Source organism: Pseudomonas sp. Pseusp15 (assembly GCF_059492165.1).
In genome coordinates this window covers 5757058-5781658 of sequence record NZ_CP168523.1, presented here as the reverse complement: position 1 = coordinate 5781658, position 24601 = coordinate 5757058, and the positions used below count along the sequence as shown (strand labels likewise).

General features: G+C 60.6%; 32 protein-coding genes. 19 read left to right on the top strand and 13 right to left on the bottom strand.

Translation table 11 applies throughout. The features are described from left to right. Positions 1–18: 18 nt before the first annotated feature. From ACEN8R_RS26145 to pilG, 3 genes are read right to left on the bottom strand one after another with little or no spacing between them, the layout of a single operon-like run. On the bottom strand, positions 19–573 hold the full coding sequence (locus ACEN8R_RS26145) for a chemotaxis protein CheW (RefSeq protein WP_018928716.1): 555 nt from the start codon (positions 571–573) through the stop codon (positions 19–21). A 10-nt stretch (positions 574–583) separates the two neighbouring features. After that, positions 584–949, bottom strand: coding sequence for a twitching motility response regulator PilH (gene pilH, locus ACEN8R_RS26140; protein WP_007897961.1), 366 nt, complete (start codon positions 947–949; stop codon positions 584–586). Between the two features lie 57 nt (positions 950–1006). After that, a complete protein-coding gene (gene pilG / locus ACEN8R_RS26135; protein ID WP_007897954.1) occupies positions 1007–1411 on the bottom strand; it encodes a twitching motility response regulator PilG in 405 nt (134 codons plus the stop codon). 222 nt (positions 1412–1633) lie between these two features. Here pilG and gshB point away from each other — a divergent pair, with 222 nt between their 5' ends. From gshB to ACEN8R_RS26100, 7 genes are all read left to right on the top strand, one after another. After that, positions 1634–2587: a glutathione synthase gene (gene gshB, locus ACEN8R_RS26130; RefSeq protein ID WP_018928715.1), complete on the top strand. Its 954-nt coding sequence runs from the start codon at positions 1634–1636 to the stop codon at positions 2585–2587. A 77-nt stretch (positions 2588–2664) separates the two neighbouring features. After that, positions 2665–3564, top strand: a complete 900-nt coding sequence (locus ACEN8R_RS26125) for an energy transducer TonB (protein ID WP_026286615.1) — start codon at positions 2665–2667, stop codon at positions 3562–3564. Positions 3565–3691: 127 nt separating this feature from the next. Then, complete coding sequence (locus tag ACEN8R_RS26120; RefSeq protein ID WP_018928713.1) at positions 3692–4264, top strand: YqgE/AlgH family protein; 573 nt, start codon at positions 3692–3694, stop codon at positions 4262–4264. Further along, positions 4264–4710, top strand: coding sequence for a Holliday junction resolvase RuvX (gene ruvX, locus ACEN8R_RS26115; protein ID WP_495624449.1), 447 nt, complete (start codon positions 4264–4266; stop codon positions 4708–4710). The genes ACEN8R_RS26120 and ruvX overlap by 1 nt, the downstream gene beginning before the upstream one ends. Before the next feature lie 99 nt (positions 4711–4809). Then, complete coding sequence (gene pyrR, locus ACEN8R_RS26110; protein ID WP_018928711.1) at positions 4810–5313, top strand: bifunctional pyr operon transcriptional regulator/uracil phosphoribosyltransferase PyrR; 504 nt, start codon at positions 4810–4812, stop codon at positions 5311–5313. A 27-nt stretch (positions 5314–5340) separates the two neighbouring features. Continuing rightward, a complete protein-coding gene (locus tag ACEN8R_RS26105; protein ID WP_007939362.1) occupies positions 5341–6345 on the top strand; it encodes an aspartate carbamoyltransferase catalytic subunit in 1005 nt (334 codons plus the stop codon). Next, positions 6342–7613, top strand: coding sequence for a dihydroorotase (locus ACEN8R_RS26100; protein WP_105340816.1), 1272 nt, complete (start codon positions 6342–6344; stop codon positions 7611–7613). Before ACEN8R_RS26105 ends, ACEN8R_RS26100 begins: the two co-directional genes overlap by 4 nt. 37 nt (positions 7614–7650) lie before the next feature. Here the strand turns inward: ACEN8R_RS26100 and ACEN8R_RS26095 are convergent, their stop codons facing one another. Beyond that, entirely contained in the window at positions 7651–8082 is a 432-nt protein-coding gene (locus ACEN8R_RS26095) for an NINE protein (RefSeq protein ID WP_018928709.1), read from the bottom strand. A gap of 250 nt (positions 8083–8332) precedes the next feature. Between ACEN8R_RS26095 and ACEN8R_RS26090 the strand changes: the two genes are divergently transcribed. Beyond that, on the top strand, positions 8333–8953 hold the full coding sequence (locus ACEN8R_RS26090; protein WP_018928708.1) for a C40 family peptidase: 621 nt from the start codon (positions 8333–8335) through the stop codon (positions 8951–8953). Positions 8954–9108: 155 nt separating this feature from the next. Here ACEN8R_RS26090 and ACEN8R_RS26085 read toward each other — a convergent pair whose 3' ends face one another. Further along, a complete protein-coding gene (locus ACEN8R_RS26085; RefSeq protein WP_064620948.1) occupies positions 9109–10143 on the bottom strand; it encodes a type IV pilus twitching motility protein PilT in 1035 nt (344 codons plus the stop codon). Positions 10144–10199: 56 nt separating this feature from the next. On the opposite strand from ACEN8R_RS26085, the gene ACEN8R_RS26080 reads away from it, so the two are divergent. The 10 genes from ACEN8R_RS26080 (at position 10200) to ACEN8R_RS26035 (ending at position 17088) form a co-directional block, all read left to right on the top strand. Next, entirely contained in the window at positions 10200–10886 is a 687-nt protein-coding gene (locus ACEN8R_RS26080) for a YggS family pyridoxal phosphate-dependent enzyme (protein ID WP_018928706.1), read from the top strand. A gap of 34 nt (positions 10887–10920) precedes the next feature. After that, positions 10921–11739 (top strand): pyrroline-5-carboxylate reductase, encoded by an 819-nt coding sequence (gene proC, locus ACEN8R_RS26075; RefSeq protein WP_349746346.1) that lies wholly within the window; start codon positions 10921–10923, stop codon positions 11737–11739. Between the two features lie 10 nt (positions 11740–11749). Beyond that, the gene (locus ACEN8R_RS26070; protein ID WP_019580613.1) at positions 11750–12340 is read left to right on the top strand and encodes a YggT family protein; all 591 of its coding nucleotides are present in this window, start codon (positions 11750–11752) and stop codon (positions 12338–12340) included. A 4-nt stretch (positions 12341–12344) separates the two neighbouring features. Next, a complete protein-coding gene (locus tag ACEN8R_RS26065) occupies positions 12345–12638 on the top strand; it encodes a DUF167 domain-containing protein (RefSeq protein ID WP_018928703.1) in 294 nt (97 codons plus the stop codon). A 96-nt stretch (positions 12639–12734) separates the two neighbouring features. Next, positions 12735–13874 carry a homoserine O-succinyltransferase MetX gene (metX, locus tag ACEN8R_RS26060; protein ID WP_258612792.1) on the top strand — a complete coding sequence of 380 codons (1140 nt, stop codon included), beginning with the start codon at positions 12735–12737 and terminating at the stop codon, positions 13872–13874. A gap of 7 nt (positions 13875–13881) precedes the next feature. After that, the gene (metW, locus tag ACEN8R_RS26055) at positions 13882–14502 is read left to right on the top strand and encodes a methionine biosynthesis protein MetW (RefSeq protein WP_007939351.1); all 621 of its coding nucleotides are present in this window, start codon (positions 13882–13884) and stop codon (positions 14500–14502) included. Between the two features lie 26 nt (positions 14503–14528). Continuing rightward, positions 14529–14963 carry a DUF4426 domain-containing protein gene (locus ACEN8R_RS26050; RefSeq protein ID WP_018928701.1) on the top strand — a complete coding sequence of 145 codons (435 nt, stop codon included), beginning with the start codon at positions 14529–14531 and terminating at the stop codon, positions 14961–14963. Continuing rightward, a complete protein-coding gene (gene rdgB / locus ACEN8R_RS26045) occupies positions 14960–15556 on the top strand; it encodes an RdgB/HAM1 family non-canonical purine NTP pyrophosphatase (protein ID WP_007939349.1) in 597 nt (198 codons plus the stop codon). Before ACEN8R_RS26050 ends, rdgB begins: the two co-directional genes overlap by 4 nt. Further along, positions 15553–16755 carry a radical SAM family heme chaperone HemW gene (hemW, locus tag ACEN8R_RS26040; RefSeq protein ID WP_495624448.1) on the top strand — a complete coding sequence of 401 codons (1203 nt, stop codon included), beginning with the start codon at positions 15553–15555 and terminating at the stop codon, positions 16753–16755. Before rdgB ends, hemW begins: the two co-directional genes overlap by 4 nt. A gap of 9 nt (positions 16756–16764) precedes the next feature. After that, positions 16765–17088 (top strand): DUF3392 domain-containing protein, encoded by a 324-nt coding sequence (locus ACEN8R_RS26035; protein ID WP_018928699.1) that lies wholly within the window; start codon positions 16765–16767, stop codon positions 17086–17088. 70 nt (positions 17089–17158) lie between these two features. Here ACEN8R_RS26035 and trmB read toward each other — a convergent pair whose 3' ends face one another. From trmB to ACEN8R_RS26015, 4 genes are all read right to left on the bottom strand, one after another. Further along, the gene (gene trmB / locus ACEN8R_RS26030; RefSeq protein WP_018928698.1) at positions 17159–17884 is read right to left on the bottom strand and encodes a tRNA (guanosine(46)-N7)-methyltransferase TrmB; all 726 of its coding nucleotides are present in this window, start codon (positions 17882–17884) and stop codon (positions 17159–17161) included. A gap of 9 nt (positions 17885–17893) precedes the next feature. Further along, the gene (locus ACEN8R_RS26025) at positions 17894–18688 is read right to left on the bottom strand and encodes a thiazole synthase (protein ID WP_495624447.1); all 795 of its coding nucleotides are present in this window, start codon (positions 18686–18688) and stop codon (positions 17894–17896) included. 63 nt (positions 18689–18751) lie between these two features. Then, complete coding sequence (gene thiS, locus ACEN8R_RS26020; protein ID WP_007897898.1) at positions 18752–18952, bottom strand: sulfur carrier protein ThiS; 201 nt, start codon at positions 18950–18952, stop codon at positions 18752–18754. A gap of 90 nt (positions 18953–19042) precedes the next feature. Continuing rightward, positions 19043–19414 carry a DUF423 domain-containing protein gene (locus ACEN8R_RS26015; RefSeq protein ID WP_019580607.1) on the bottom strand — a complete coding sequence of 124 codons (372 nt, stop codon included), beginning with the start codon at positions 19412–19414 and terminating at the stop codon, positions 19043–19045. A 74-nt stretch (positions 19415–19488) separates the two neighbouring features. Between ACEN8R_RS26015 and mtgA the strand changes: the two genes are divergently transcribed. Continuing rightward, on the top strand, positions 19489–20211 hold the full coding sequence (mtgA, locus tag ACEN8R_RS26010) for a monofunctional biosynthetic peptidoglycan transglycosylase (protein WP_086944404.1): 723 nt from the start codon (positions 19489–19491) through the stop codon (positions 20209–20211). A 99-nt stretch (positions 20212–20310) separates the two neighbouring features. Here mtgA and rpoH read toward each other — a convergent pair whose 3' ends face one another. The 4 genes from rpoH to ftsY form a co-directional block, all read right to left on the bottom strand. Next, entirely contained in the window at positions 20311–21165 is an 855-nt protein-coding gene (gene rpoH / locus ACEN8R_RS26005; protein WP_007897890.1) for an RNA polymerase sigma factor RpoH, read from the bottom strand. A gap of 113 nt (positions 21166–21278) precedes the next feature. Beyond that, positions 21279–22304, bottom strand: coding sequence for a permease-like cell division protein FtsX (gene ftsX, locus ACEN8R_RS26000; protein ID WP_018928695.1), 1026 nt, complete (start codon positions 22302–22304; stop codon positions 21279–21281). Further along, positions 22301–22972 carry a cell division ATP-binding protein FtsE gene (gene ftsE / locus ACEN8R_RS25995; RefSeq protein ID WP_018928694.1) on the bottom strand — a complete coding sequence of 224 codons (672 nt, stop codon included), beginning with the start codon at positions 22970–22972 and terminating at the stop codon, positions 22301–22303. Before ftsE ends, ftsX begins: the two co-directional genes overlap by 4 nt. After that, positions 22969–24474 (bottom strand): signal recognition particle-docking protein FtsY, encoded by a 1506-nt coding sequence (gene ftsY / locus ACEN8R_RS25990; protein ID WP_018928693.1) that lies wholly within the window; start codon positions 24472–24474, stop codon positions 22969–22971. Before ftsY ends, ftsE begins: the two co-directional genes overlap by 4 nt. Positions 24475–24601: the final 127 nt, after the last annotated feature.

Sequence of the window (24601 nt, the reverse complement as noted above, 5' to 3'; positions counted from 1 at the left end):
ATTCAACCTACTCCCCGGCTACAGCGCTACATTCATGAAACCTTGCGACTGCGCCAACGCAAACGGGCTGAACACCTGCCAATTCTGTTCACGCTGAAAGCGGCCTTTGACGAACGGCGCGATCGGCCCCTGCAGCTCGTCCATGGGCACCGGCTCCAGGCTGTCCTGGGCAAAGTGCTGCAAGCCGAAGACCTCATCGACCAGCAACCCGGCGAACACGTCGTTGTGCTCCACCACCAGTATCCGCCGCTGCTTGCGCAGGGCCGACAGTTCATGGCCGGCCTCATAACCATAAAAGAAGCCGTACACATCCATGATCGGCAGCAGCCGCCCACGCAGGTTCGCTACGCCCTTGACCCAGGGCTTGACCCCCGGCATTTGGGTAACGCGCGGTTCGTGCAGGACTTCGCTGACTTCGCCCATGGGCGCGACGTACCCGTGCTCGCCCAAGCGAAAACCGATGCCGCTCCAGCTGTCCTGTCGAGTCGGCTGGGACGGCAGGTCCGCCGCCAGCAGACGACAACGTTGATCAATCTGCAGCAGCAGTTCGAAGGCCGTCAGCGACTCGGTCATGGCCGGACGATCAACCGGCCAGCACGTTGTTCAGCGTCTTGATCAGGGTGTCTTCATCGACCGGTTTGGTCAGGTAGTCCTTGGCGCCCTGGCGCGTGCCCCAGACTTTGTCGGTTTCCTGATCCTTGGTGGTGATGATGATCACCGGGATGTGCCCGGTTTCCGGGTCTTTGGTCAGCTGACGGGTCGCCTGGAAACCGTTGAGGCCGGGCATGACGATGTCCATCAGTACCGCGTCGGGTTTTTCCTGACGGGCCAGGGCCACGCCGTCGGCGCCGTTTTCGGCTTTCAACACTTCATGACCGTGCTTTTCGAGCATGCCGGTCAGTTTGTACATTTCGGTCGGCGAATCATCGACGATCAGAATACGTGCCATGGTCTTCCCCATTCTTGTCGACGCAAGGCCCCATGGCCGAGCGTCACTGTGCGTGTCCTACTGCGGCGAAACGACAGCAAAGCCCGGTACGTGGGCCTGAATCGCGTTCAGCAGTTCTTCCTTGCTGAAAGGCTTGGTCAAAAACTGGTCGGAGCCGACGATCCGCCCCTTGGCCTTGTCGAACAACCCGTCCCTGGACGACAGCATAATCACTGGCGTGGACTTGAACGCACTGTTGTTCTTGATCAACGCGCAGGTCTGATAGCCATCCAGACGCGGCATCATGATGTCGACAAAGATGATGCCTGGGTGATTGTCGGCAATCTTGGCCAGGGCATCGAAACCATCGATTGCGGTGATGACTTCACAGCCCACGTTTTTCAACAGCGTTTCGGCGGTGCGACGAATCGTTTTCGAATCATCGATCACCATGACCTTCAAGGCGCTGGAATGCTGTTCCATAGGGGCTCTACCGTCGCCTTTGTGAATCAATTTGTCCGTTTGCGGCCCGAAACCCTTGATACTCAAGGGCCAAGACGGCATGGCAGCCTTTTTAGCACAGTCTCCCCGTCCAATCTATCGGGTGACCTGTGCGGTGGTTTTTCCTTGACCGGGAACCCACTCAGCGCCACTCTGACGCCACTTTTTCATCGCACTTTCCACCCCAATTTCGAGGAAAACCCCATGAGCGTTCGCGTCGGGATTGTCATGGATCCTATCGCCAGCATCTCCTATAAAAAGGATAGCTCGCTGGCCATGCTGTTGGCCGCGCAAAAGCGTGGCTGGGAACTGTTCTATATGGAACAGCGCGATTTGTATCAGGCCGAGGGCCAGGCGCGCGCGCGGATGCGTCCGCTGAAAGTCTTCGCCGACCCGCACAAGTGGTTCGAGCTGGGCGCCGAATCCGACGCACTGCTGAGCGACCTGGACGTGATTCTGATGCGCAAGGATCCGCCGTTCGACATGGAGTTCGTCTACTCCACTTACCTGCTGGAGCAAGCCGAGAACGCTGGCGTGCTGGTGGTCAACAAGCCGCAAAGCCTGCGTGACTGCAACGAGAAGCTGTTCGCCACGCTGTTCCCGCAGTGCACGCCGCCGACCATCGTCAGCCGTCGCCCGGACGTGTTGCGTGAATTCGCCGACCATCACGGTGACGTGATCCTCAAGCCGCTGGACGGCATGGGCGGTTCGTCGATCTTCCGTCATACCGCGGGCCACCCGAACCTGTCGGTGATTCTTGAAACCCTGACCCTGCATGGCAAGCAGCAGATCATGATCCAGGGCTACCTGCCGGCGATCGTTGATGGCGACAAGCGCATCCTGATGATCGACGGCGAGCCTGTGGATTATTGCCTGGCGCGGATTCCGGCAGCAGGCGAAACCCGTGGCAACCTCGCCGCCGGTGGCCGTGGCGAAGCCCGACCGCTGACCGAGAAAGATCGCTGGATCGCCGCGCAAGTCGGCCCGACCCTGCGCGAGAAGGGCTTGCTGTTCGTCGGTCTCGACGTGATCGGTGAGCACCTGACCGAAATCAACGTCACCAGCCCGACCTGCATTCGCGAGATCGATAACGCGTTCGGCACCGACATCGGCGGCCAGTTGATGGATGCCATCGATCAGAAGCTCAAGGCTCGTTGATCGAGAACAGCCAAGAGACAACCAACATTGCGTTATCATCGCCGGCCTGTAAAAAACGCGATGTTGGTTTTCTTGTCATGACACTCCCGTCCGATCTGCCCCCTGAACTCGCCCATCGTGGCGTGCGCCCGGCCGATCGCCTCGGTTTTACCCTGTTTCTCGCGGCACTGATTCACCTGGCCTTGCTGTTGGGCGTCGGGTTCACCATGGTCGAACCCAAGCAAATCAGCAAAACCCTGGAAATCACCCTCGCCACCTTCAAAAGCGAAACCAAGCCGAAAAAAGCCGATTTCCTCGCTCAAGAGAATCAGCAAGGCAGCGGCACCCTGGATAAAAAGGCCATTCCAAAGACCACCGAGGTCGCGCCCTTCCAGGACAACAAGGTGCAGACGGTCACTCCGCCGCCAACCGCCAAACCCCAAGTGCAGGAAGCCGCGCCCAAGGCCGCCGTGACGACTGTCGCGCCGAAGCCGAAAAAAGCCGCGACCAAGCAGGAAGACGTCAAGACCGAGACCAAGCCCAAGGTCGAAGCACCGACCTTCGACAGCTCACAGTTGTCCAGCGACATCGCCAGCCTGGAAGCGGAACTGGCCAACGAGCAACAGCTGTACGCCAAACGCCCGCGCATCCACCGCTTGAGCGCCGCGTCGACCATGCGCGACAAGGGTGCCTGGTATAAGGATGAATGGCGCAAGAAGGTCGAGCGCATCGGCAACCTCAACTACCCCGACGAGGCCCGACGCAAACAGATTTATGGCAATTTGCGCCTGATGGTCTCGATCAATCGCGACGGCTCGCTGTATGAAGTGTTGGTGCTGGAATCGTCCGGCCAACCGCTGCTGGATCAGGCGGCGCAGCGCATCGTGCGGCTCGCCGCGCCGTTCGCACCGTTTACCGGGGATCTGTCGGACATCGACCGCCTGGAAATCATCCGCACCTGGAGGTTTGCGCGCGGGGACCGGTTGTCCAGTAATTAGCCGGAAGATTTGCAGTGATCGAGCCAATGTCTTCGCGGGCAAGCCCGGATCAAAAAGACACCTGCACAGGCATTTCCTGTGCATCCTCAGCTTGTCAGTTCGCCCCTCCAACGCCACACTAGCGCTCATGAAGAACGTCAGCCCCAGCTACCTCAAGCATCACTTCCTGATCGCCATGCCTCACATGGCCGACCCGAACTTTGCGCACACCTTGACCTACATCGTCGAGCACACCGCCAATGGTGCCATGGGTCTGGTGGTCAACCGTCCGCAGGATCTGAACCTGGCCGATATCCTCGAGCAATTGCGCCCCGATATCGAACCGCCGGTGCTCTGCCAGCACGTGCCGATCTTTATCGGCGGCCCGGTGCAAACCGATCGCGGCTTTGTCCTGCACCCGTCGGGAAAAACCTATCAGGCTACCGTTGATCTGGATGGCGAGTTGTCGCTGTCGACCTCCCAGGACGTGCTGTTCGCCATCGCCGATGGCGTCGGCCCCGCGAAAAGTTTGATCACCCTCGGCTATGCCGGTTGGGAAGCCGGGCAACTGGAAGCCGAACTGGCCGACAACGCCTGGCTGACTTGCCCGTTCCATGCCGACATCCTGTTCAACACCAGCAGCGAGTTACGTCTCGAAGCGGCGGCCAAGCACCTGGGTATCAACCTCAGCCTGCTCACCAGCCAGGCGGGGCACGCCTGATGGCCCTGCGGCTGATTCTGGGTTTCGACTACGGCACCAAGCAGATCGGCGTTGCGGTCGGCCAGGTGATTACCGGCCAGGCCCGCGAGCTGTGCACCTTGAAGGCACAAAATGGCATTCCCGACTGGAATCAGGTCGAAGCCCTGATCAAAGAGTGGAAACCCGACGCCGTGGTGGTCGGCCTGCCGTTGAACATGGACGGCACGCCCAGCGACATGTGCCTGCGGGCCGAAAAATTCGCCCGGCGCCTGAACGGCCGCTACAACCTGCCCTTCTATACTCACGACGAGCGCCTGACCACCTTCGAGGCCAAGGGCGAACGCCTGGTCCGTGGCGGCCAGAAAGGCAGTTTCCGCGACAACCCGGTCGATGCCATCGCCGCCGCCCTGCTACTGCAAGGCTGGCTCGACGAAAATACCGCACTGTTCGAATCCTCAAGCACCTGATCCTGACGAGTCGCTGCGCGTCTCTTTTAGCTACAACCCGAGCCCCCACCCAGGCGCTATACCCCAAAAGCAGGGCTCGGGACCAAGAAGGAGCAAACCATGAGCCTGCCTAATCCCGCCGAACTGATCAGCCAGATGGCGATCCGTCTCAAGGCTTACCTGGAAAACCGTGGCATCAGCGAACCGCGTTATATCGGTATTCGGACCGGTGGCATCTGGGTCGCTCAGGCGTTGCTCAAGGAGTTGGGCAGCGACGCGCCGCTGGGCACCCTTGATGTGTCCTTCTACCGCGACGACTTCAGCCAGAGCGGCCTGCACCCGCAAGTACGCCCTTCGGCGCTGCCCTTCGAGATCGAAGGCCAGCATCTGGTGCTGATCGACGACGTACTGATGAGTGGTCGGACCATCCGCGCCGCGATGAACGAACTGTTCGACTACGGCCGCCCGGCCAGCGTGACGCTGGTGTGCCTGCTGGACCTGGACGCCGCTGAGCTGCCGATCCGCCCGAATATAGTCGGAGCGACCCTGTCACTGGCGGCCCACGAACGGGTGAAGTTGTCCGGTCCGGAACTCAAGCTCGAACTGCAAGACCTCGCCCTTTAATTCGCCCTATTGAGAGTCCCCCTCGCGATGACGCCTCTAGAAACCAAGCGCCCGCTGCAGCTCAATGATCAGGGCCAGCTACGCCACTTCCTCTCGCTCGACGGTTTGCGCCGCGAGCTGCTGACGGAAATCCTCGACACCGCCGACTCGTTCCTCGAAGTCGGCGCCCGGGCGGTGAAAAAAGTCCCGTTGTTGCGCGGCAAGACCGTGTGCAATGTGTTCTTCGAGAACTCCACCCGCACCCGCACCACCTTCGAACTGGCGGCCCAGCGGCTGTCGGCCGACGTGATCACCCTGAACGTGTCCACGTCATCGGCGAGCAAGGGCGAAACCCTGCTCGACACCCTGCGCAACCTCGAAGCCATGGCCGCCGACATGTTCGTCGTGCGTCACGGTGATTCTGGCGCGGCGCACTTCATTGCCGAACATGTCTGCCCGCAAGTGGCGATCATCAACGGTGGCGACGGCCGTCACGCGCACCCGACCCAGGGCATGCTCGACATGCTCACCATTCGTCGGCACAAGGGTGGCTTCGAAAACCTCTCGGTGGCCATCGTCGGCGACATCCTGCACTCGCGGGTAGCACGCTCGAACATGCTGGCCCTGAAAACCCTCGGCTGCCCGGACATCCGCGTGATCGCGCCGAAAACCCTGCTGCCGATCGGCATCGAGCAATACGGTGTGAAGGTCTACACCGACATGACCGAAGGCCTGAAAGACGTCGACGTGGTGATCATGCTGCGCTTGCAGCGTGAGCGCATGACCGGCGGCCTGCTGCCGAGTGAAGGCGAGTTCTACCGCCTGTTCGGCCTGACCACCGCGCGCCTGGCCGGTGCCAAACCCGATGCCATCGTGATGCACCCTGGGCCGATCAATCGTGGGGTGGAGATTGAGTCGGCGGTGGCCGACGGTCCGCACTCGGTGATTCTCAACCAAGTGACCTACGGCATCGCGATTCGTATGGCCGTGCTGTCCATGGCCATGAGCGGGCAAACAGCCCAGCGCCAATTCGAGCAGGAGAACGCCCAGTGAAGCTCAGCATTCTCGGCGCACGCGTTATCGATCCGGCCAGCGGCCTGGATCAAGTGACTGACATCCATGTTGAAGCCTGCAAGATCGTCGCCCTTGGCGCCGCTCCGGCCGGTTTTGTTGCCGTCGACACCATCGACGCCAAGGGCCTGGTGGCCGCCCCGGGCCTGGTTGACCTGAACGTTGCCCTGCGCGAGCCGGGCTACAGCCGCAAAGGCTCGATCGCCAGCGAAACCCGCGCAGCTGCCGCCGGCGGCGTGACCAGCCTGTGCTGCCCGCCGAAAACCAAACCGGTGCTGGACACCTCGGCCGTGGCCGAATTGATCCTCGACCGTGCTCGTGAGGCCGGCAACACCAAAGTCTTCCCGATCGGCGCCCTGAGCAAAGGCCTGGACGGCGAGCAGCTTGCAGAGCTCGTAGCCTTGCGCGATGCCGGCTGCGTGGCCTTCGGCAATGGCCTGGAGAGCTTCCGCAACACCCGCACCCTGTGCCGGGCGCTGGAGTACGCGGCGACGTTCGACCTGACGGTGATTTTCAACTCGCAGGATCACGACTTGGCCGAAGGTGGCCTGGCCCATGAAGGCCCGACCGCAAGCTTCCTCGGTCTGCCGGGCATTCCGGAAACCGCCGAAACCGTGGCCCTGGCCCGGGATCTGCTGCTGGTCGAGCAAAGCGGCGTACGTGCGCACTTCAGCCAGCTCACCAGCGCGCGCGGCGTAGCGCTGATCGCTCAGGCCCAGGCTCGCGGGCTGAAGGTCACGGCGGATGTGGCGTTGTATCAACTGATCCTCACCGACGAAGCGCTGATCGACTTCAGCAGCCTCTATCACGTCCAGCCGCCGCTGCGCACCCGCGCCGACCGCGACGGCCTGCGGGCAGCGGTGAAGTCCGGTGTGGTATCCGCCATCTCCAGCCATCACCAGCCCCATGAGCGCGACGCCAAGCTGGCACCGTTCGGCGCGACCGAACCGGGCATCAGCAGCGTTGAACTGCTGCTGCCGCTGGCGATGACCTTGGTGGAAGACGGTTTGCTCGACCTGCCAACCCTGCTCGCACGCTTGAGCGCCGGCCCTGCCGAGGCGTTGCGCCTGCCGGCGGGTAAGTTGGCGGTGGGTGGCGCGGCGGATATCGTGCTGTTCGACCCGGCGGCCTCGACCGTGGCCGGTGAAACTTGGCTGTCCAAGGGCGAAAACTGCCCGTTCATTGGCCACAGCCTGCCGGGCGTGGTGCGTTATACCCTGGTGGATGGGCGGATCAGCCACCAGGCGTAAAACCCTGTGGCGAAGGAGCTTGCTCCCTCGCCACTACTTACTGGAAGGCGCCTCTGTTCTGCGCGTTACGAATTGAAATCTGATCGTTCAGCGTCCAGAAGTCATACAACACCCCTAGAAAGAACAACCCGCCCGTGACCAGGTACAGCAACCCGCTGATCCACTTCCCCTGATACATCCGGTGTACGCCGAATACCCCAAGGAACGTCAGCAGAATCCACGCGACGTTGTATTCGATGGGGCCGGCGGTAAAGCGCAGGTCTGCTTCACGATCCATGGCCGGAATCAGGAACACGTCGATCAACCAGCCAATACCCAGCAAGCCCAAGGTCAAAAACCAGATCGTCCCGGTCACCGGCTTGCCGTAATAGAAGCGGTGAGCCCCGGTAAAACCGAAAATCCACAGCAGGTAACCAATCACTTTGCTGTGCGTATCTTGTTGTGAAACGGGTTGTCGATAGGTGTTCATGGATGGCCTCGATTCACGCGATAGAGAAATATTCTTGAATTCTTTGTGACTTTTTTACAGGCAGCCGACATACGGCGAATGCTACCTTGGGTCCCGTCAAAGCCTTGTAACACCTGACTTGTGTCCGACAATTGCGCCAAATTGCCGCTTATTTGGTTCCGTTGACCCCAAGGTTGAATCGACCAACGGCCTCGGAAGGGACAAAAAAGCTGTTATAAAGTTGCGCGCTAACCCATACGAGCCTTGCCTAATGCGTCCATTTTTCAAGACATGGCTAACCATTTGCCTATTATTGCCTCTGGCCGCCCACGCCACCAATCGTGAGCAACGTCTTCCGAACGTTAATGGTTACACCCCAAAATCCCATGTTTCTGCTCCTTCGAGCAAAAACCAACAGACGGTAAAACGCTCCACCCAACTGAGCCGCGCCAACGGCAAGCTGGTTCCGCCGATGGCGACCAAGGAAAGCAGCAACGTGTTGAGCCGCGCGGTAAACGTGCTCGGCACACCTTATCGTTGGGGTGGCAGCAGCCCAAGTAAAGGGTTCGATTGCAGCGGCCTGGTGAAATACGCGTTCAACGACGCGACCTTCGACCTGCCACGCACCTCCAATGCCATGGCCAGCGGTCACGGTGAGAAAGTCGATCGCAACGAACTGAAGCCAGGCGACCTGATCTTCTTCAACATCAAGAGCCGCCGGGTCAACCATGTGGCCATCTACCTGGGCAACGACCGCTTCATCCACGCACCACGCCGTGGCAAGTCGGTAAGCATCGACACCCTGAAGAAGCCGTATTGGGATAACCACTATGTGGTTGCCAAGCGGGTTCTGCCGAAAGAACCGAATCAACTGCGCGTCGTACAGCGCTGATCCGATTGTGGCGAGGGGGCTTGCCCCCGTTGGGCCGCGGAGCGGCCCCAAAACCTGCCACCAAGCGTTACTAGAAAGACCGCATCGCCCGAGTTTGCGACTGCTTCGCAGCCGCACGGGGGCAAGCCCCCTCGCCACAGGTCGCGCTCCAACCCTCAAAAATTATCCGGCGACCGCGCCTTCTCCCGCGCATGCTCGCGACTGATCACACCCTTGGTCACCAGATCCTTCAGGCACATATCCAGCGTCTGCATCCCCAGCGAGCCACCGGTCTGAATCGACGAGTACATCTGCGCCACCTTGTCTTCACGGATCAGGTTACGGATCGCCGAGGTGCCGAGCATGATTTCGTGGGCGGCAATCCGCCCGCCGCCGATTTTCTTGATCAGTGCCTGGGACACCACCGCCAGCAACGACTCGGAGAGCATCGAGCGCACCATCGATTTCTCGTCACCCGGAAACACGTCCACCACCCGGTCGATGGTTTTCGCCGCCGAGGTGGTGTGTAGCGTGCCGAATACCAGGTGGCCGGTCTCGGCGGCGGTCAACGCCAGCCGAATAGTCTCCAGGTCACGCATTTCCCCCACCAGAATCACGTCCGGGTCTTCACGCAGGGCCGAGCGCAGGGCCGTGGCGAAGCTGCGGGTATCGCGATGGACTTCACGCTGATTGATCAGGCATTTGCGCGATTCGTGGACGAACTCGATGGGGTCTTCGATGGTGAGGATGTGGTGATGGCGATGGTTGTTCAGGTAATCGATCATCGCCGCCAGCGTGGTGGACTTGCCGGAGCCGGTCGGGCCGGTCACCAGCACCAGGCCCCGGGGCGCTTCGGTAATCTTGCGAAACACGTCCCCCATGCCCAGATCGTCCATGCTCAGGACCTTCGACGGAATGGTCCGGAACACCGCGCCCGCGCCACGATTCTGGTTGAAGGCATTGACCCGGAAACGCGCCACGCCGGGCACTTCGAAGGAAAAGTCGGTTTCAAGATGCTTCTCGAAGTCCACCCGCTGGAGGTCGTTCATGATGTCGTAGATCAGGTCATGCACTTCCTTGTGGTCCAAGGCCGGCAAGTTGATGCGTCGCACATCGCCATCGACACGGATCATCGGTGGCAGGCCGGCGGACAGGTGCAGGTCGGACGCGCCTTGTTTGGCGCTGAAAGCCAGCAGCTCAGTGATATCCATAGCGCTCCTCAATTCCAGTAGAATGCCGCGAACCTTCAGACCGCTGGCGCCTCTTGATGTCCACGATAGCAGACAACACTCTTCAGGTTAGTTCACGCATCCAGGCAGCAGCCAAAGCCGCCCACCGCGATGAGAACAGCATCCAGCTATTGGCCGTGAGCAAAACCAAGCCCGCCGAGGCCCTGCGTGAAGCCTATGCCGCCGGGATCCGCGACTTTGGCGAAAACTACCTGCAGGAAGCCTTGGGCAAACAGCTCGAATTGGCCGACCTGCCCTTGATCTGGCACTTCATCGGCCCCATTCAATCGAACAAGACTCGTGCTATCGCCGAGCATTTCGACTGGGTGCACTCCGTGGATCGTTTGAAAATCGCACAACGCCTGTCCGAACAGCGCCCTGCCGATTTGCCGCCCTTGAACATCTGCATCCAGGTCAACGTCAGTGGTGAAGCCAGCAAATCCGGCTGCACCCCGGCCGACCTGCCCGCCCTGGCCGATGCCATCAGTGCGCTGCCGCGTTTGAAATTGCGCGGGCTGATGGCGATTCCCGAGCCGACTGAAGATCGCGCCGCCCAGGACGCCGCTTTTGCTGCCGTGCAGAGCCTGCAAGCCAGCCTGAACCTGCCACTCGACACACTTTCCATGGGCATGAGCCACGACCTCGAGTCGGCCATCGCCCAGGGCGCCACTTGGGTCCGCATCGGTACGGCCCTGTTTGGCGCCCGCGATTACAGTCGACCATGAACATGGCTGACTCACCTCTCTATAAGGACCTGACATGAGCAAGACTCGTATTGCCTTTATCGGAGCCGGCAACATGGCCGCCAGCCTGATCGGCGGCCTGCGCGCCAAAGGTCTGGACGCCGCGCAGATCCGCGCCAGCGATCCGGGCGAAGAAACCCGTGCCCGCGTGAAAGCCGAACACGGCATCGAAGTGTTTGCCGACAACGCCCAAGCCATTGAGGGCGTGGACGTGGTCGTGCTGGCGGTCAAGCCACAGGCGATGAAAGCCGTTTGCGAAGCCATTCGCCCAAGCCTCAAGCCGAACCAGCTGGTGGTGTCGATTGCGGCCGGCATCACCTGCGCCAGCATGAACAACTGGCTGGGTGCCCAGCCGATCGTGCGCTGCATGCCCAACACCCCGGCGCTGGTGCGCCAGGGTGTGAGCGGGTTGTACGCCACGGCCCAAGTGAGCGCCGAGCAACGCCAGCAGGCCCAAGAGCTGCTGTCGGCAGTCGGCATCGCTTTGTGGCTGGACGAAGAACAGCAACTGGACGCGGTCACCGCCGTTTCCGGCTCTGGCCCTGCGTATTTCTTCCTGCTGATCGAAGCCATGACCGCCGCTGGCGTGAAGCTCGGCCTGCCACCCGAAATCGCTGCACAACTGACCGTGCAAACCGCGCTGGGCGCTGCACACATGGCAGTCGCCAGCGATGTCGACGCCGCTGAACTGCGTCGCCGCGTGACCTCGCCTGCGGGCACCACCGAAGCGGCGATCAAATCGTTCCAGGCCGGCGGCTTCGAAGCCCTGGTGGAAAAAGCACTCGGCGCCGCCGCGCACCGCTCGGCCGAGATGGCCGAACAACTGGGCAAATAAGGAGCCTTACATGATTGGATTGAACACTGCGGCGATTTACGTGCTGCAAACCCTCGGCAGTCTGTACCTGCTGATCGTGCTGCTGCGTTTCGTGCTGCAACTGGTGCGCGCAAACTTCTACAACCCGCTGTGCCAGTTCGCCGTGAAAGCCACCCAGCCACTGCTCAAGCCACTGCGCCGGATCATCCCGAGCCTGTTCGGCCTGGACATGTCCTCGCTGGTGTTGGCAATCCTCGTGCAACTGGCGTTGATGGCCCTGACCCTGCTGCTGACCTTCGGCACCACCGGTAACCCGCTGCAATTGCTGATCTGGTCGCTGATCGGCGTAACGGCGCTGTTCCTGAATATCTTCTTCTATGCCCTGATCATCAGCGTGATCCTGTCCTGGGTCGCGCCGGGCAGCCACAACCCCGGCGCCGAGCTGGTGAACCAGATCTGCGAGCCGGCCCTGGCGCCGTTCCGCAAGATTCTGCCAAACCTCGGCGGCCTGGATATCTCGCCGATCCTGGCGTTCATGGTGCTCAAGCTGATCGACATGCTGGTGATCAACAACCTCGCAGCCTTGACCATGATGCCGCAGATCCTGCGCCTGCTGATCTGATCCGGTGAGCTACTTTCGCTGGGACGGTGATGACCTGATTCTGGAATGTCACCTGCAACCTGCGGCCCGCAGCGATGATTTCTGCGGACTGCACGGTGATCGCCTGAAGATCCGTCTGACGGCGCCGCCGGTCGAGGGCAAGGCCAATGCGTACCTGATGGCGTTTCTGGCCAAGGCGTTCGGGGTTTCCAAGAGCCAGGTCAGCCTGATCAGCGGCGAGTTGAACCGGCAGAAGCGAGTGCGGATCTGTTCGCCGAAGAAGCTGCCGGATTTGCCGGATCTGGTGCGCCCGGCCTGACCTCAATGTGGCGAGGGAAAATCAGGCCCGGCCTTTGCTTGCCGCTAGCCACAGCGGTCTTTAGACTTACGCCTCATTTCAATGAGAGCAGGGTCGATGCCAGCTGCCTTCCCCCCCGATTCTGTTGGTCTGGTGACGCCGCAAGTGGCGCACTTCAGTGAACCCCTGGCCCTGGCCTGCGGTCGTTCGCTACCCGCTTATGACCTGATCTATGAAACCTATGGCACGCTGAACGCCACGGCGAGCAATGCCGTGCTGATCTGCCATGCCTTGTCCGGTCACCATCACGCCGCCGGCTTCCACAGCCCCGACGACCGCAAACCCGGTTGGTGGGACAGCTGCATCGGCCCCGGCAAACCGATCGACACCCGCAAATTCTTCGTGGTCAGCCTGAACAACCTCGGCGGTTGCAACGGCTCCACCGGCCCCAGCAGCGTCAATCCGGAAACCGGCAAGCCGTTTGGCGCCGACTTCCCGGTACTGACCGTGGAAGACTGGGTGCACAGCCAGGCACGCCTTGCCGACCTGCTCGGCATCGACCAATGGGCGGCGGTGATCGGCGGCAGTCTGGGCGGCATGCAGGCCTTGCAGTGGACCATCACCTATCCGGATCGCGTGCGGCACTGCCTGGCGATCGCCTCGGCACCGAAACTGTCGGCGCAGAACATCGCGTTCAACGAAGTCGCACGCCAGGCGATTCTTACCGACCCGGAGTTCCACGGCGGTTCGTTCCAGGAATACGGGGTAATCCCCAAGCGCGGGCTGATGCTGGCGCGAATGGTCGGGCACATCACATACCTGTCCGATGACTCCATGGGCGAAAAATTCGGCCGCGGTCTGAAGAGCGAAAAGCTCAACTACGACTTCCACAGTGTCGAGTTCCAGGTCGAAAGCTACCTGCGCTATCAAGGCGAGGAGTTTTCCGGACGTTTCGACGCCAACACCTACCTGCTGATGACCAAGGCGCTGGACTACTTCGATCCTGCGGCGAACTTCGACGATGACCTGGCGAAAACCTTCGAAGGCGCGAAAGCCAAGTTCTGCGTGATGTCCTTCACCACCGACTGGCGTTTCTCCCCTGCCCGCTCGCGGGAGCTGGTGGACGCGCTGATGGCGGCCAGGAAAGACGTCTGCTATCTGGAGATCGACGCTCCGCAAGGCCACGATGCCTTCCTGATTCCGATCCCGCGTTACTTGCAGGCCTTCAGCAATTACATGAACCGCATATCGCTTTGAGGAAGACATGAGAGCCGATCTGGAAATCATCCAGGAATGGATCCCCGCCGGCAGCCGCGTGCTCGACCTCGGCTGCGGTGACGGCGAGCTGCTGACCTGGCTGCGTGACCACAAGCAGGTCACCGGCTATGGCCTGGAAAACGACCCGGACAACATTGCCGAGTGCGTCGCCAAAGGCATCAACGTCATCGAGCAGGACCTGGACAAGGGCCTGGGCAACTTTGCCAGCAACAGTTTCGACATCGTGGTCATGACCCAGGCCCTGCAAGCCGTGCATTACCCGGACAAGATCCTCGACGAAATGCTGCGGGTCGGTCGCCAGTGCATCATCACCTTCCCCAACTTCGGCCACTGGCGCTGCCGCTGGTACCTGGCGAGCAAGGGCCGGATGCCGGTTTCGGAGTTTCTGCCGTACACCTGGTACAACACGCCAAACATTCACTTCTGCACCTTCGAAGACTTTGAAGCGCTGTGTCGCGAACGTGAAGCCAAGGTCATTGATCGACTTGCCGTGGATCAACAGCATCGACACGGGTGGGCCAGTAAGCTATGGCCTAATCTGTTAGGTGAGATCGGTATCTATCGCGTCAGCAGCCCCGGTCTGCCGGACCACAAGGTCGCGGTCTGAATCACGACACTTCCAGGAGAACGATCATGGGTCGTCTAGCGCTGTTTGTACTTACTGCCTGCCTGAGCGTCACCGCCATGGCCGCCGACGTCATCAAAAGCGAACGCCAGGAAACATTTGGCGATGTGACAGTGCACTACAACACCTTCAACTCGACTTATCTGACACCGGACATCGCCAAGGCTGCCGAGCTGATCCGCAGCAAGAACCAGGGCGTGATCAACGTGTCGGTGATCAAGGACGGCAAACCGCAAACCGCACAAGTCAGCGGGACGGTCAAAGACCTGACCAGCCAAAGCGTCCCATTGCAGTTCAAACAGATCACCGAAACCGGCGCGGTCTACTACATCGCCCAGTATCCGGTGCCACAGCAGGAAATCCGCACCTTTGAAATCAAGGTGCAGACCGGTGACAAAATCAACACCATCAATTTCAACCAAGAGCTCTTCCCCGGCGAATGATCAATTTCACGCAACTCGTACTGGCCAGCCATAACGCCGGCAAACTCAAGGAACTCCAGGCCATGCTGGGCGAATCGGTGCACTTGCGCTCGATCGGCGAGTTCAGCAGCGTCGAGCCTGAAGAAACCGGCCTGTCGTTCGTTGAAAACGCCATTCTCAAGGCCCGCAATGCCTCGCGTATTTCCGGCCTGCCGGCCTTGGCCGACGATTCGGGGCTGGCGGTGGATTTCCTTGGCGGTGCGCCGGGTATCTATTCGGCCCGTTATGCCGACGGCAAGGGCGATGCGGCGAACAACGCCAAACTGCTCGACGTCATGAAAGACGTGCCGCAAGCCGAGCGCGGCGCGCAATTCGTCTGCGTGTTGGCGCTGGTGCGTCATGCCGACGATCCGTTGCCAATCCTTTGCGAAGGCCTGTGGCATGGGCGCATCCTGACCCAGGCCAGCGGTGAGCACGGTTTTGGCTACGATCCGCTGTTCTGGGTGCCGGAGCGCGAGTGCTCCAGCGCCGAGCTTAAGCCCAGCGACAAGAACCAGATCAGTCACCGCGCCCGTGCAATGGATCTGCTGCGCCAGCGTCTGGGCTTGAAATGACCATTGAATCGTCCGCGTCGCCGCTGATCTTCGGCGGCGCGCATTCGCCTCGGGCCGCTTTGCCTGTGCTGCCGCCCTTGGCGCTGTACATCCACATCCCGTGGTGTGTACGCAAATGCCCTTATTGCGACTTCAACTCCCACACCGCCAGCCCGGTGCTGCCGGAACAAGAGTATGTGGACGCCCTGCTCTCCGACCTCGATCAGGACCTGCATGCGGTCTATGGCCGCGAACTGAGCTCGATCTTCTTTGGTGGCGGTACGCCGAGCCTGTTCAGCGCCGAGGCGTTGGGCCGTTTGCTCAAGGGTGTCGAGCAACGTATTCCGTTTGCCAGCGACATAGAAATCACCCTGGAAGCCAACCCAGGAACGTTCGAGCAGGAGAAATTCCGCGCCTACCGGGCGCTGGGCATCAATCGCCTGTCGATCGGTATCCAGAGCTTTCAGGAAGAAAAACTCAAGGCGTTGGGGCGGATCCACAACGGCGATGAAGCCGTGCGTGCCGCCGACATGGCGCGCCAGGCTGGCTTCGACAACTTCAATCTGGACCTGATGCACGGTTTGCCCGATCAGACGCTGGACGATGCCCTGAGCGACCTGCGCCAGGCCATCGCCCTGAAGCCGACGCACCTGTCCTGGTATCAGCTGACCCTGGAGCCGAACACGGTGTTCTGGAACCAGCCGCCGACGCTGCCGGAAGATGACGCCCTGTGGGATATTCAAGAGGCCGGCCAGGCGCTGTTGGCCGAACACGGTTACGCGCAGTACGAAGTCTCGGCCTATGCCCAGCCCGGCCGGCCGGCGCGGCATAACCTCAATTACTGGAGTTTCGGCGACTTCATCGGCATCGGCGCCGGTGCCCACGGCAAGCTCAGCCATCCGGACGGGCGCATCGTACGCACCTGGAAGACTCGCCTGCCGAAGGATTACCTCAATCCGGCCAAAAGCTTCAAGGCTGGCGAGAAAGCGCTGAGCAACGAAGAACTGCCGTTCGAGTTCCTGATGAACGCCTTGCGCCTGACCGAGGGTGTCGAAGCGCGGTTGTATACGGAGCGCACCGGGCTGCCCCTGGAAAGCCTTGCCGAAGGCCGCCGAGAGGCCGAACAAAGTGGCTTGTTGCAGGTCGAACCGTCACGTCTGGCAGCCACGATGCGCGGACAACTCTTTCTCAATGACTTGCTGCAGACTTTTCTGACATAAGGAAATCGAATGGATCTGGTACTCGACCTGCTCGCCACCGTGTCCCGCTGGAGCCGTAGCAACCTGTCGGAAATCTCTCTGGCACTGGTGGGCTGCCTGCTCGTGCTGTTTGGCGCCGACCTCAAGGGCTGGGTCGACCAACGTCTGGGCAGCATCGCCGGCGCCTTGCGCATCCCGCTGATGGCCCTGCTGTGCATGGTCGGCAGCGGCGTAGCGCTGATCTATGCCACGCCATGGATCATCAAAGGCCTGAGCCAGTTCAACAACTACAGCCTGGCGCCGGTGTTGTTGGTGGTGCTGGTGTTGATCGGGGTTGTGGCAGACCGCCGCTGACTTCGAATAACACACAAAAAAATGTGGGAGCGGCGCACCGCCGCTCCCACATTTTGTATTGCGTTACGGCTTAGGACTGCTTTTCGAACTTCAGATCCCACACGCCATGCCCAAGACGTTCGCCGCGGCGTTCGAACTTGGTGATCGGGCGTTCGGCCGGGCGCGGGACGCACTTGCCGTCTTCGGCGAGGTTGCGATAGCCCGGGGCGACGTTCATCACTTCCAGCATGTACTCGGCGTACGGCTCCCAGTCGGTGGCCATGTGCAACACACCGCCGACCTTCAACTTGCTGCGCACCAGCTCAGCGAACGATGCCTGAACGATACGACGCTTGTGGTGACGGCTCTTGTGCCACGGATCCGGGAAAAACAGCATCAGGCGGTCGAGGCTGTTGTCGGCGATGCAACGGTTGAGCACTTCGATCGCATCGCAATCGTAGACACGCAGGTTGGTCAGGCCCTGAGTCAGCACGCCATTGAGCAGCGCGCCAACACCCGGACGGTGAACTTCAACGCCAATGAAATCCTGCTCCGGCGAGGCCGCGGCCATTTCCAACAGCGAATGGCCCATGCCGAAACCGATTTCCAGCGAGCGAGGCGCCGAACGGCCGAACACCTGGTCGAAATCCACCGGCGCATCGGCCAGAGGCAGCACGAACAGCGGAGCGCCCTGCTCCAGGCCGCGTTGCTGGCCTTCGGTCATGCGCCCCGCGCGCATCACGAAACTCTTGATGCGGCGGTGTTGGCGCTCTTCGCCTTCTTCCTGCTGGATAGGCGTGTCGTTTGATTCAGTCATCAATGGCTCTTACTTGATCAGACCATCCAGCGGCGAGGAGGCGCTGGCATAGAGTTTTTTCGGCATGCGGCCCGCGAGGTAGGCCAGACGACCTGCCACGATGGCGTGTTTCATGGCTTCAGCCATCATGATCGGCTGCTGGGCATGGGCGATGGCCGAGTTCATCAGCACCGCTTCACAGCCCAGCTCCATGGCGATGGTGGCGTCGGAGGCAGTACCGACACCGGCATCCACCAGCACCGGAATTTTCGCCTCTTCGAGGATGATCTGCAGGTTGTACGGGTTGCAGATCCCCAAGCCCGAGCCGATCAAACCAGCCAGCGGCATGACTGCGATACAGCCGATTTCCGCCAGTTGACGGGCAATGATCGGATCATCGCTGGTGTACACCATCACGTCGAAGCCTTCCTTGACCAGCACTTCGGCGGCCTTGAGGGTTTCGATCACGTTGGGGAACAGGGTTTTCTGATCCGCCAGCACTTCCAGCTTCACCAGGTTGTGGCCGTCGAGCAGCTCACGGGCCAGGCGGCAGGTGCGCACGGCTTCAATGGCGTCGTAGCAACCGGCAGTGTTCGGCAGGAAGGTGTAGCAATCCGGCGACAGGACTTCGAGCAGGTTCGGTTCGCCCGGGTTCTGGCCGAGGTTGGTCCGGCGCACGGCGAAGGTGACGATCTCGGCACCCGAAGCCTCGATGGCCAGGCGGGTTTCTTCCATGTCACGGTACTTGCCGGTGCCTACCAGCAAACGCGACTGGTAAGTACGACCGGCCAGGACGAAGGGCTTGTCGCTACGAACGATGCTCATGGGAAATCCTCTGTTGGGGTGAGGTTCTTGCAGAATGATTCTGTGGCCGCTCGGGCCGGGCGGCTAGCCGCCGCCGATGGCGTGTACCACTTCGACCGAGTCGCCGTCGTTCAGCGTGGTTTCAGCGTGCTGGCTGCGCGGGACGATATCCAGATTGAGCTCGACCGCCACCCGGCGCCCGGTCAGTTCCAGACGGGTCAGCAGGGCCGCAACGGTTTCACCGTCGGGCAGTTCAAGGGATTCGCCGTTCAACTGAATGCGCATGCCGAATGCCGCCATCATTTTTAGGGGCTGGCATTCTAGCCCGATCAGACTTGGCGACCCAAGCCATTCGTCACGAAATGGACTGCGTGGTCAGCTCAGCCGCCAGGCGGCTAGCCCCAGGCAAACCCAGCCGACCAGAAACGCGAGGCCGCCGAACGGTGTAACGATCCCGAGCTTGCTGACGCCGGTCATCGTCAGCAGGTACAGGCTGCCGGAAAACAACACAATGCCGAGAGCAAAAGACGCGCCGGCCCAGGTAATCAGACGACCGGGAATCTGCGTGGCCAGCAATGCAACACCCAGCAACGCCAGGGTATGCACCAGTTGATAAGTGACGCCCGTGTGGAAAATCGCCAAATACTCAGGCGTCAGGCGGTTTTTCAGGCCGTGGGCGGCGAATGCGCCCAAGGCAACGCCGGTGAATCCGAAGAAAGCGGCAAGCATCAGAAAGCCACGCAGCATGAAGAACTCCAGTCAGACTCGATCAGCAGGGTCTGTATAATGGCCGGCTCAACGGGTTCGGCCAAGCCATCTCTATGCTGCAGTTAATTTTCCGTCGTTTCACAAAGGCCCTGCTCTGGTTCGCGGTCGGCAGTGTTTTGCTGGTTCTGCTGTTTCGGGTGGTGCCGCCACCGGGAACGGCATTGATGGTCGAGCGCAAGATCGAATCCTGGGTCGACGGCGAGCCGATTGATTTGCAACGCACCTGGAAACCCTGGGATGAAATCTCCGACGACCTGAAAGTCGCGGTGATTGCCGGTGAAGACCAGAAGTTTGCCGAGCATTGGGGCTTTGATTTCAGCGCGATTCAGGCGGCGTTTGCACATAACGAGCGCGGCGGCTCGATTCGCGGCGCAAGCACCCTGAGCCAGCAAGTGTCGAAAAACCTGTTTCTGTGGTCTGGCCGCAGCTGGCTGCGTAAAGGCCTGGAAGCCTGGTTTACCGGGCTGATCGAAGTGTTCTGGCCCAAGCAGCGGATTCTTGAGGTATACCTCAATAGCGTCGAGTGGGATGAAGGTGTGTTCGGCGCCGAAGCAGCGGCCCGGCATCACTTTGGCGTGGGCGCTGGTTCGCTGTCCCGGCAGCAGGCAAGTTTGTTGGCCGCGGTACTGCCGAACCCGCGGGTGTGGAGTGCCAGCCATCCGACTTCTTACGTTGCAAGGCGGGCGGGGTGGATTCGCCAGCAGATGAATCAGTTGGGCGGGGACAGCTATCTGGTCGGCCTCAACGATTCCCGCCGGGCGCCATGGGCTCAATGACACCGAAGATCCCACAAAGTCGACGCTAAACCGGAAATTGGGCAGAAACAAAAACGCCCCGATCAATGATCGGGGCGTTTTTTATTGCCTTCGCGCGGGTTACGCAGCGATCGACAACTTGAGCTTGTTCATCGCGCTCTTCTCGAGCTGACGAATACGCTCGGCCGACACGTTGTACTTCTGCGCCAGGTCGTGCAGCGTGGCTTTTTCTTCTGCCAGCCAGCGCTGATAGAGAATGTCGCGGCTGCGGTCGTCCAGCACTTCAAGCGCTTCGTGCAGGTTGTGGTTGGAGTTGTCGCTCCAGTCGGCATCTTCCAGTTGACGGGCCGGATCGTACCGGTGGTCTTCCAGGTAGTTGGCCGGCGATTGGAAGGCACTGTCGTCGTCCGCTTCCGCGGCCGGGTCGAAGGCCATGTCATGGCCGGTCAGGCGACTTTCCATCTCACGCACTTCCCGCGGCTCTACGCCGAGGCTTTCCGCCACACGGTGGACTTCCTCGTTGTTCAGCCAGGCCAGACGTTTCTTCTGGCTGCGCAGGTTGAAGAACAGCTTGCGCTGAGCCTTGGTGGTCGCGACTTTGACGATCCGCCAGTTGCGCAGGATGAACTCGTGGATTTCCGCCTTGATCCAGTGCACCGCAAAGGACACCAGGCGCACACCCATTTCCGGGTTGAAACGCTTGACCGCTTTCATCAGGCCGACGTTGCCTTCCTGGATCAGGTCAGCCTGGGCCAGGCCGTAACCGGAATAGCTACGGGCAATGTGTACGACAAAACGCAGGTGGGCGAGCACCATCTGCCGAGCCGCCCCCAAATCCTGCTCATAATAGAGACTCTCGGCCAGTTCACGCTCCTGCTCCGGCGTCAGCAATGGAATGCTGTTCACCGTGTGCACATAGGCCTCCAGGTTCGCACCCGGGACCAGAGCATATGCAGGTTGCAAAGAATTGGTCATACGAAAAAACCTCCGACTTACATAACTCGTGCAGTTCAGCACTGCGAAAATTGACCGGAAACCAAAAAACAAGTTCCCATAAACGCTGAAAGGTCAATACGAGCAAAATGATATTACTTTGGCGCAAGCTCCCGCAGGTGGCGTGCGACTGCAATCCATGCACCGATATACCCCAACAGCACCGCGCCAAGCAAGAGCGACAGACCGTCGGCAACTGGCACTCCGGCCAGCGCAAAATCACTGCCGTACAAACCGGCCAGTCCAACCACCGCGTCGTTCAGCCAGTTCAGGCCGAACGCCAATACGCCCCAGGAAAGAATCCCCGCACCGAAGCCATATAGCGCGCCCATGTACAGAAAGGGCCTGCGCACATAACTGTCCGTGCCGCCGACGAGTTTAATCACTTCTATCTCTGTGCGGCGGTTTTCAATATGAAGACGAATGGTATTGCCTATCACCAAAAGTAATGCAGAAACCAAAAGCACGGTCAGACCGAAGACAAAACGGTCGCCCAGCTTGAGGATGGCCGCCAGACGCTCGACCCAGACTAGATCAAGTTGCGCCTGTTGTACCTTCGGCAACTCGGAAAGTTTTTGTCGTAATGCTTCAAGCGCAGGCTTGTCGACCTCTTTCGGAGTCACCAGGACCACGCCTGGGAGCGGGTTTTCCGGCAGTTCCTTAAGGGCTTCGCCCAGACCGGACTGCTGCTGGAATTCTTCCAGCGCCTGATCGCGACCCACGTATTCGGCATCCGCTACGCCCGGCATGCCTTTGATCTGCTCACGCAACGACTCACCCTCGGCAGGGCTGGCCTCAAGTTGCAGATACAGGGAAATCTGCGCCGCACGCTGCCAGGAGCCACCGAGACGCTCGACGTTATTCAGCAAAAGTGACAGCCCCATCGGCAAGCTCAGGGCCACCGCCATCACCATGCAGGTGAAAAAGCTGCCGATCGGGTGCTTGCCCAAGCGACGCAAGCTGTCCAGCAAACTGGCGCGATGACTTTCGATCCAGGCGCGGAACAGCGTGGCGAAATCCGGGCCATCGTCATCGTCGCGTTTTTTCTTCTGCTGTGGTTGCGGGTCGGCGGCCTTCGGGGCCACACGCTCGGAAACCTTGGGGCTACGTGTCGCACTCATACGCCGGCCTCCCCGTCGCCGATCAATCGGCCACGCTGCAGGGTCAGCATGCGATGACGCATGCGGGCAATCAGCGCCAGGTCGTGACTGGCGATCAGCACGCTGGTGCCCAGACGGTTGATATCTTCGAACACGCCCATGATTTCTGCCGCCAGACGCGGGTCGAGGTTACCGGTCGGTTCATCCGCCAGCAGCAAGGCCGGGCGGTGAACGATGGCGCGAGCGATGCCGACGCGCTGCTGCTGGCCGGTAGACAGGTCGCCAGGGTAGAGATCGGTTTTGTCCGAGAGCGCCACGCGCTCCAGGGCCGAGTCCACGCGCTTGACGACCTCGGCCTTGGACAGGCCAAGGATCTGCAACGGCAACGCGACGTTATTGAACACCGTGCGATCGAACAGCAACTGGTGGTTCTGGAACACCACGCCGATCTGTCGGCGCAGGAACGGAATCTGTGCGTTGCTGATGGTGCTCAGGTCTTGCCCGGCCAGCAGCAATTTGCCGGTGGTCGGACGTTCCATGGCCAGCAACAGCCGCAACAAGGTGCTTTTACCGGCGCCGGAATGGCCGGTGACAAACAAGAATTCGCCCCGACGGACTCGAAAGCTCAGCTCATGCAAGCCGACGTGACCGTTCGGGTAGCGTTTACCGACCTGTTCGAAACGAATCATGAACGCTCCCGCTCGGCAAACAATGCCTGGACAAAGGGTTCTGCTTCAAAAGTACGCAAATCGTCGATGCCTTCACCAACGCCGATGTAACGGATCGGCAAGCCAAACTGCTTGGCCAGGGCGAAAATCACCCCACCCTTGGCGGTGCCGTCGAGCTTGGTCAGCGCCAGGCCGGTCAATTCGACGGTCTGGTTGAATTGCTTGGCCTGGTTGATGGCGTTCTGGCCGGTACCGGCGTCGAGCACCAACAGCACCTCATGAGGCGCGTCGGCATCGAGCTTGCCGATCACTCGGCGAACCTTCTTCAACTCTTCCATCAAATTGTCTTTGGTGTGCAGGCGACCGGCGGTGTCGGCGATCAACACATCAATGCCACGGGCCTTGGCGGCCTGCACAGCGTCGAAAATTACCGAAGCCGAGTCGGCGCCGGTGTGCTGGGCGATCACCGGAATCTTGTTGCGCTCGCCCCAGACCTGCAGTTGCTCGACCGCTGCGGCGCGGAAGGTGTCACCGGCGGCGAGCATGACTTTCTTGCCTTCCAGTTGCAGCTTCTTCGCCAGCTTGCCGATGGTGGTGGTTTTGCCGGCACCGTTGACGCCGACCACCAGAATCACGAACGGCTTGTTCTGCGAGGTGATTTTCAGCGGCTGCTCGACCGGTTTGAGCATCGCTGCCAATTCGGCTTGCAGGGATTTGTACAGCGCGTCGGCATCGGCCAGCTCCTTGCGGGCGACTTTCTGAGTCAGGCGCTGAATGATCACCGACGTCGCTTCGACGCCGACATCGGCGGTCAGCAGACGGGTTTCGATGTCTTCGAGCAGTTCGTCATCAATGGTTTTCTTGCCGAGGAACAGGCTGGCCATGCCCTCGCCAATGCTGGCACTGGTCTTGGACAGGCCTTGCTTGAGACGGGCGAAGAAACCGGCTTTGGTCTCTTCGGTACGCACAGGCTCGACTGGAGTTTCGAGGGGCGCAACCGGTGTGGCGGCAACAGGAGCGATGACGGGTGCAGGCGCTGGAGCAACCGGAGCAACAAATGCTGGCACTGCCGGCTCTGGAACCACTGGAGCAGGTTCGGCCACGAACACGGGCGCAACGGCTGCCGGTGCAACGACTGTCGGCTCAACCACTGGCGCCCGAACCGGCTCCGGAGCAAACGCAGTCGGGGCCGGAATCGGTGGCGTGATGTGCGGCGCTTGCTCATCTTCAACCAACGCCACCGGCTCTTCCGCTACCGGCAAAGTCAGCCACGGCGTGGCAACTGGCGTCAGCGGCAATGGGGCCGCGACTTCGGTTTCAGGTACGAGCGCGGCCGCAGGTTGCAGCACCGGCTCGGCAATCGGCGCAGGCTTTTGCTCTATAACCGGTGCCGGGGTTGGCTCAGAAAGTGGCTGTGGCTGTTCGACAACGGGTTCCTGCGGCTTTTTGCGCAGCCATCCGAACAGGCTTTTCTTCTCACCAGCCGCAGCTGGGGTCTTCTTGTCGTCGTTGGAACCAAACATGGAGGACGGCTATCTCACGGTAGCGACGCGCCAAAAGGCGCCTCGGCAAATAAATAATTCGATGCTGAACAGACTGCGATTCATCCAGCTTGTTCACGCGCAACATTTTGTCGAGGAGCCAACGGCG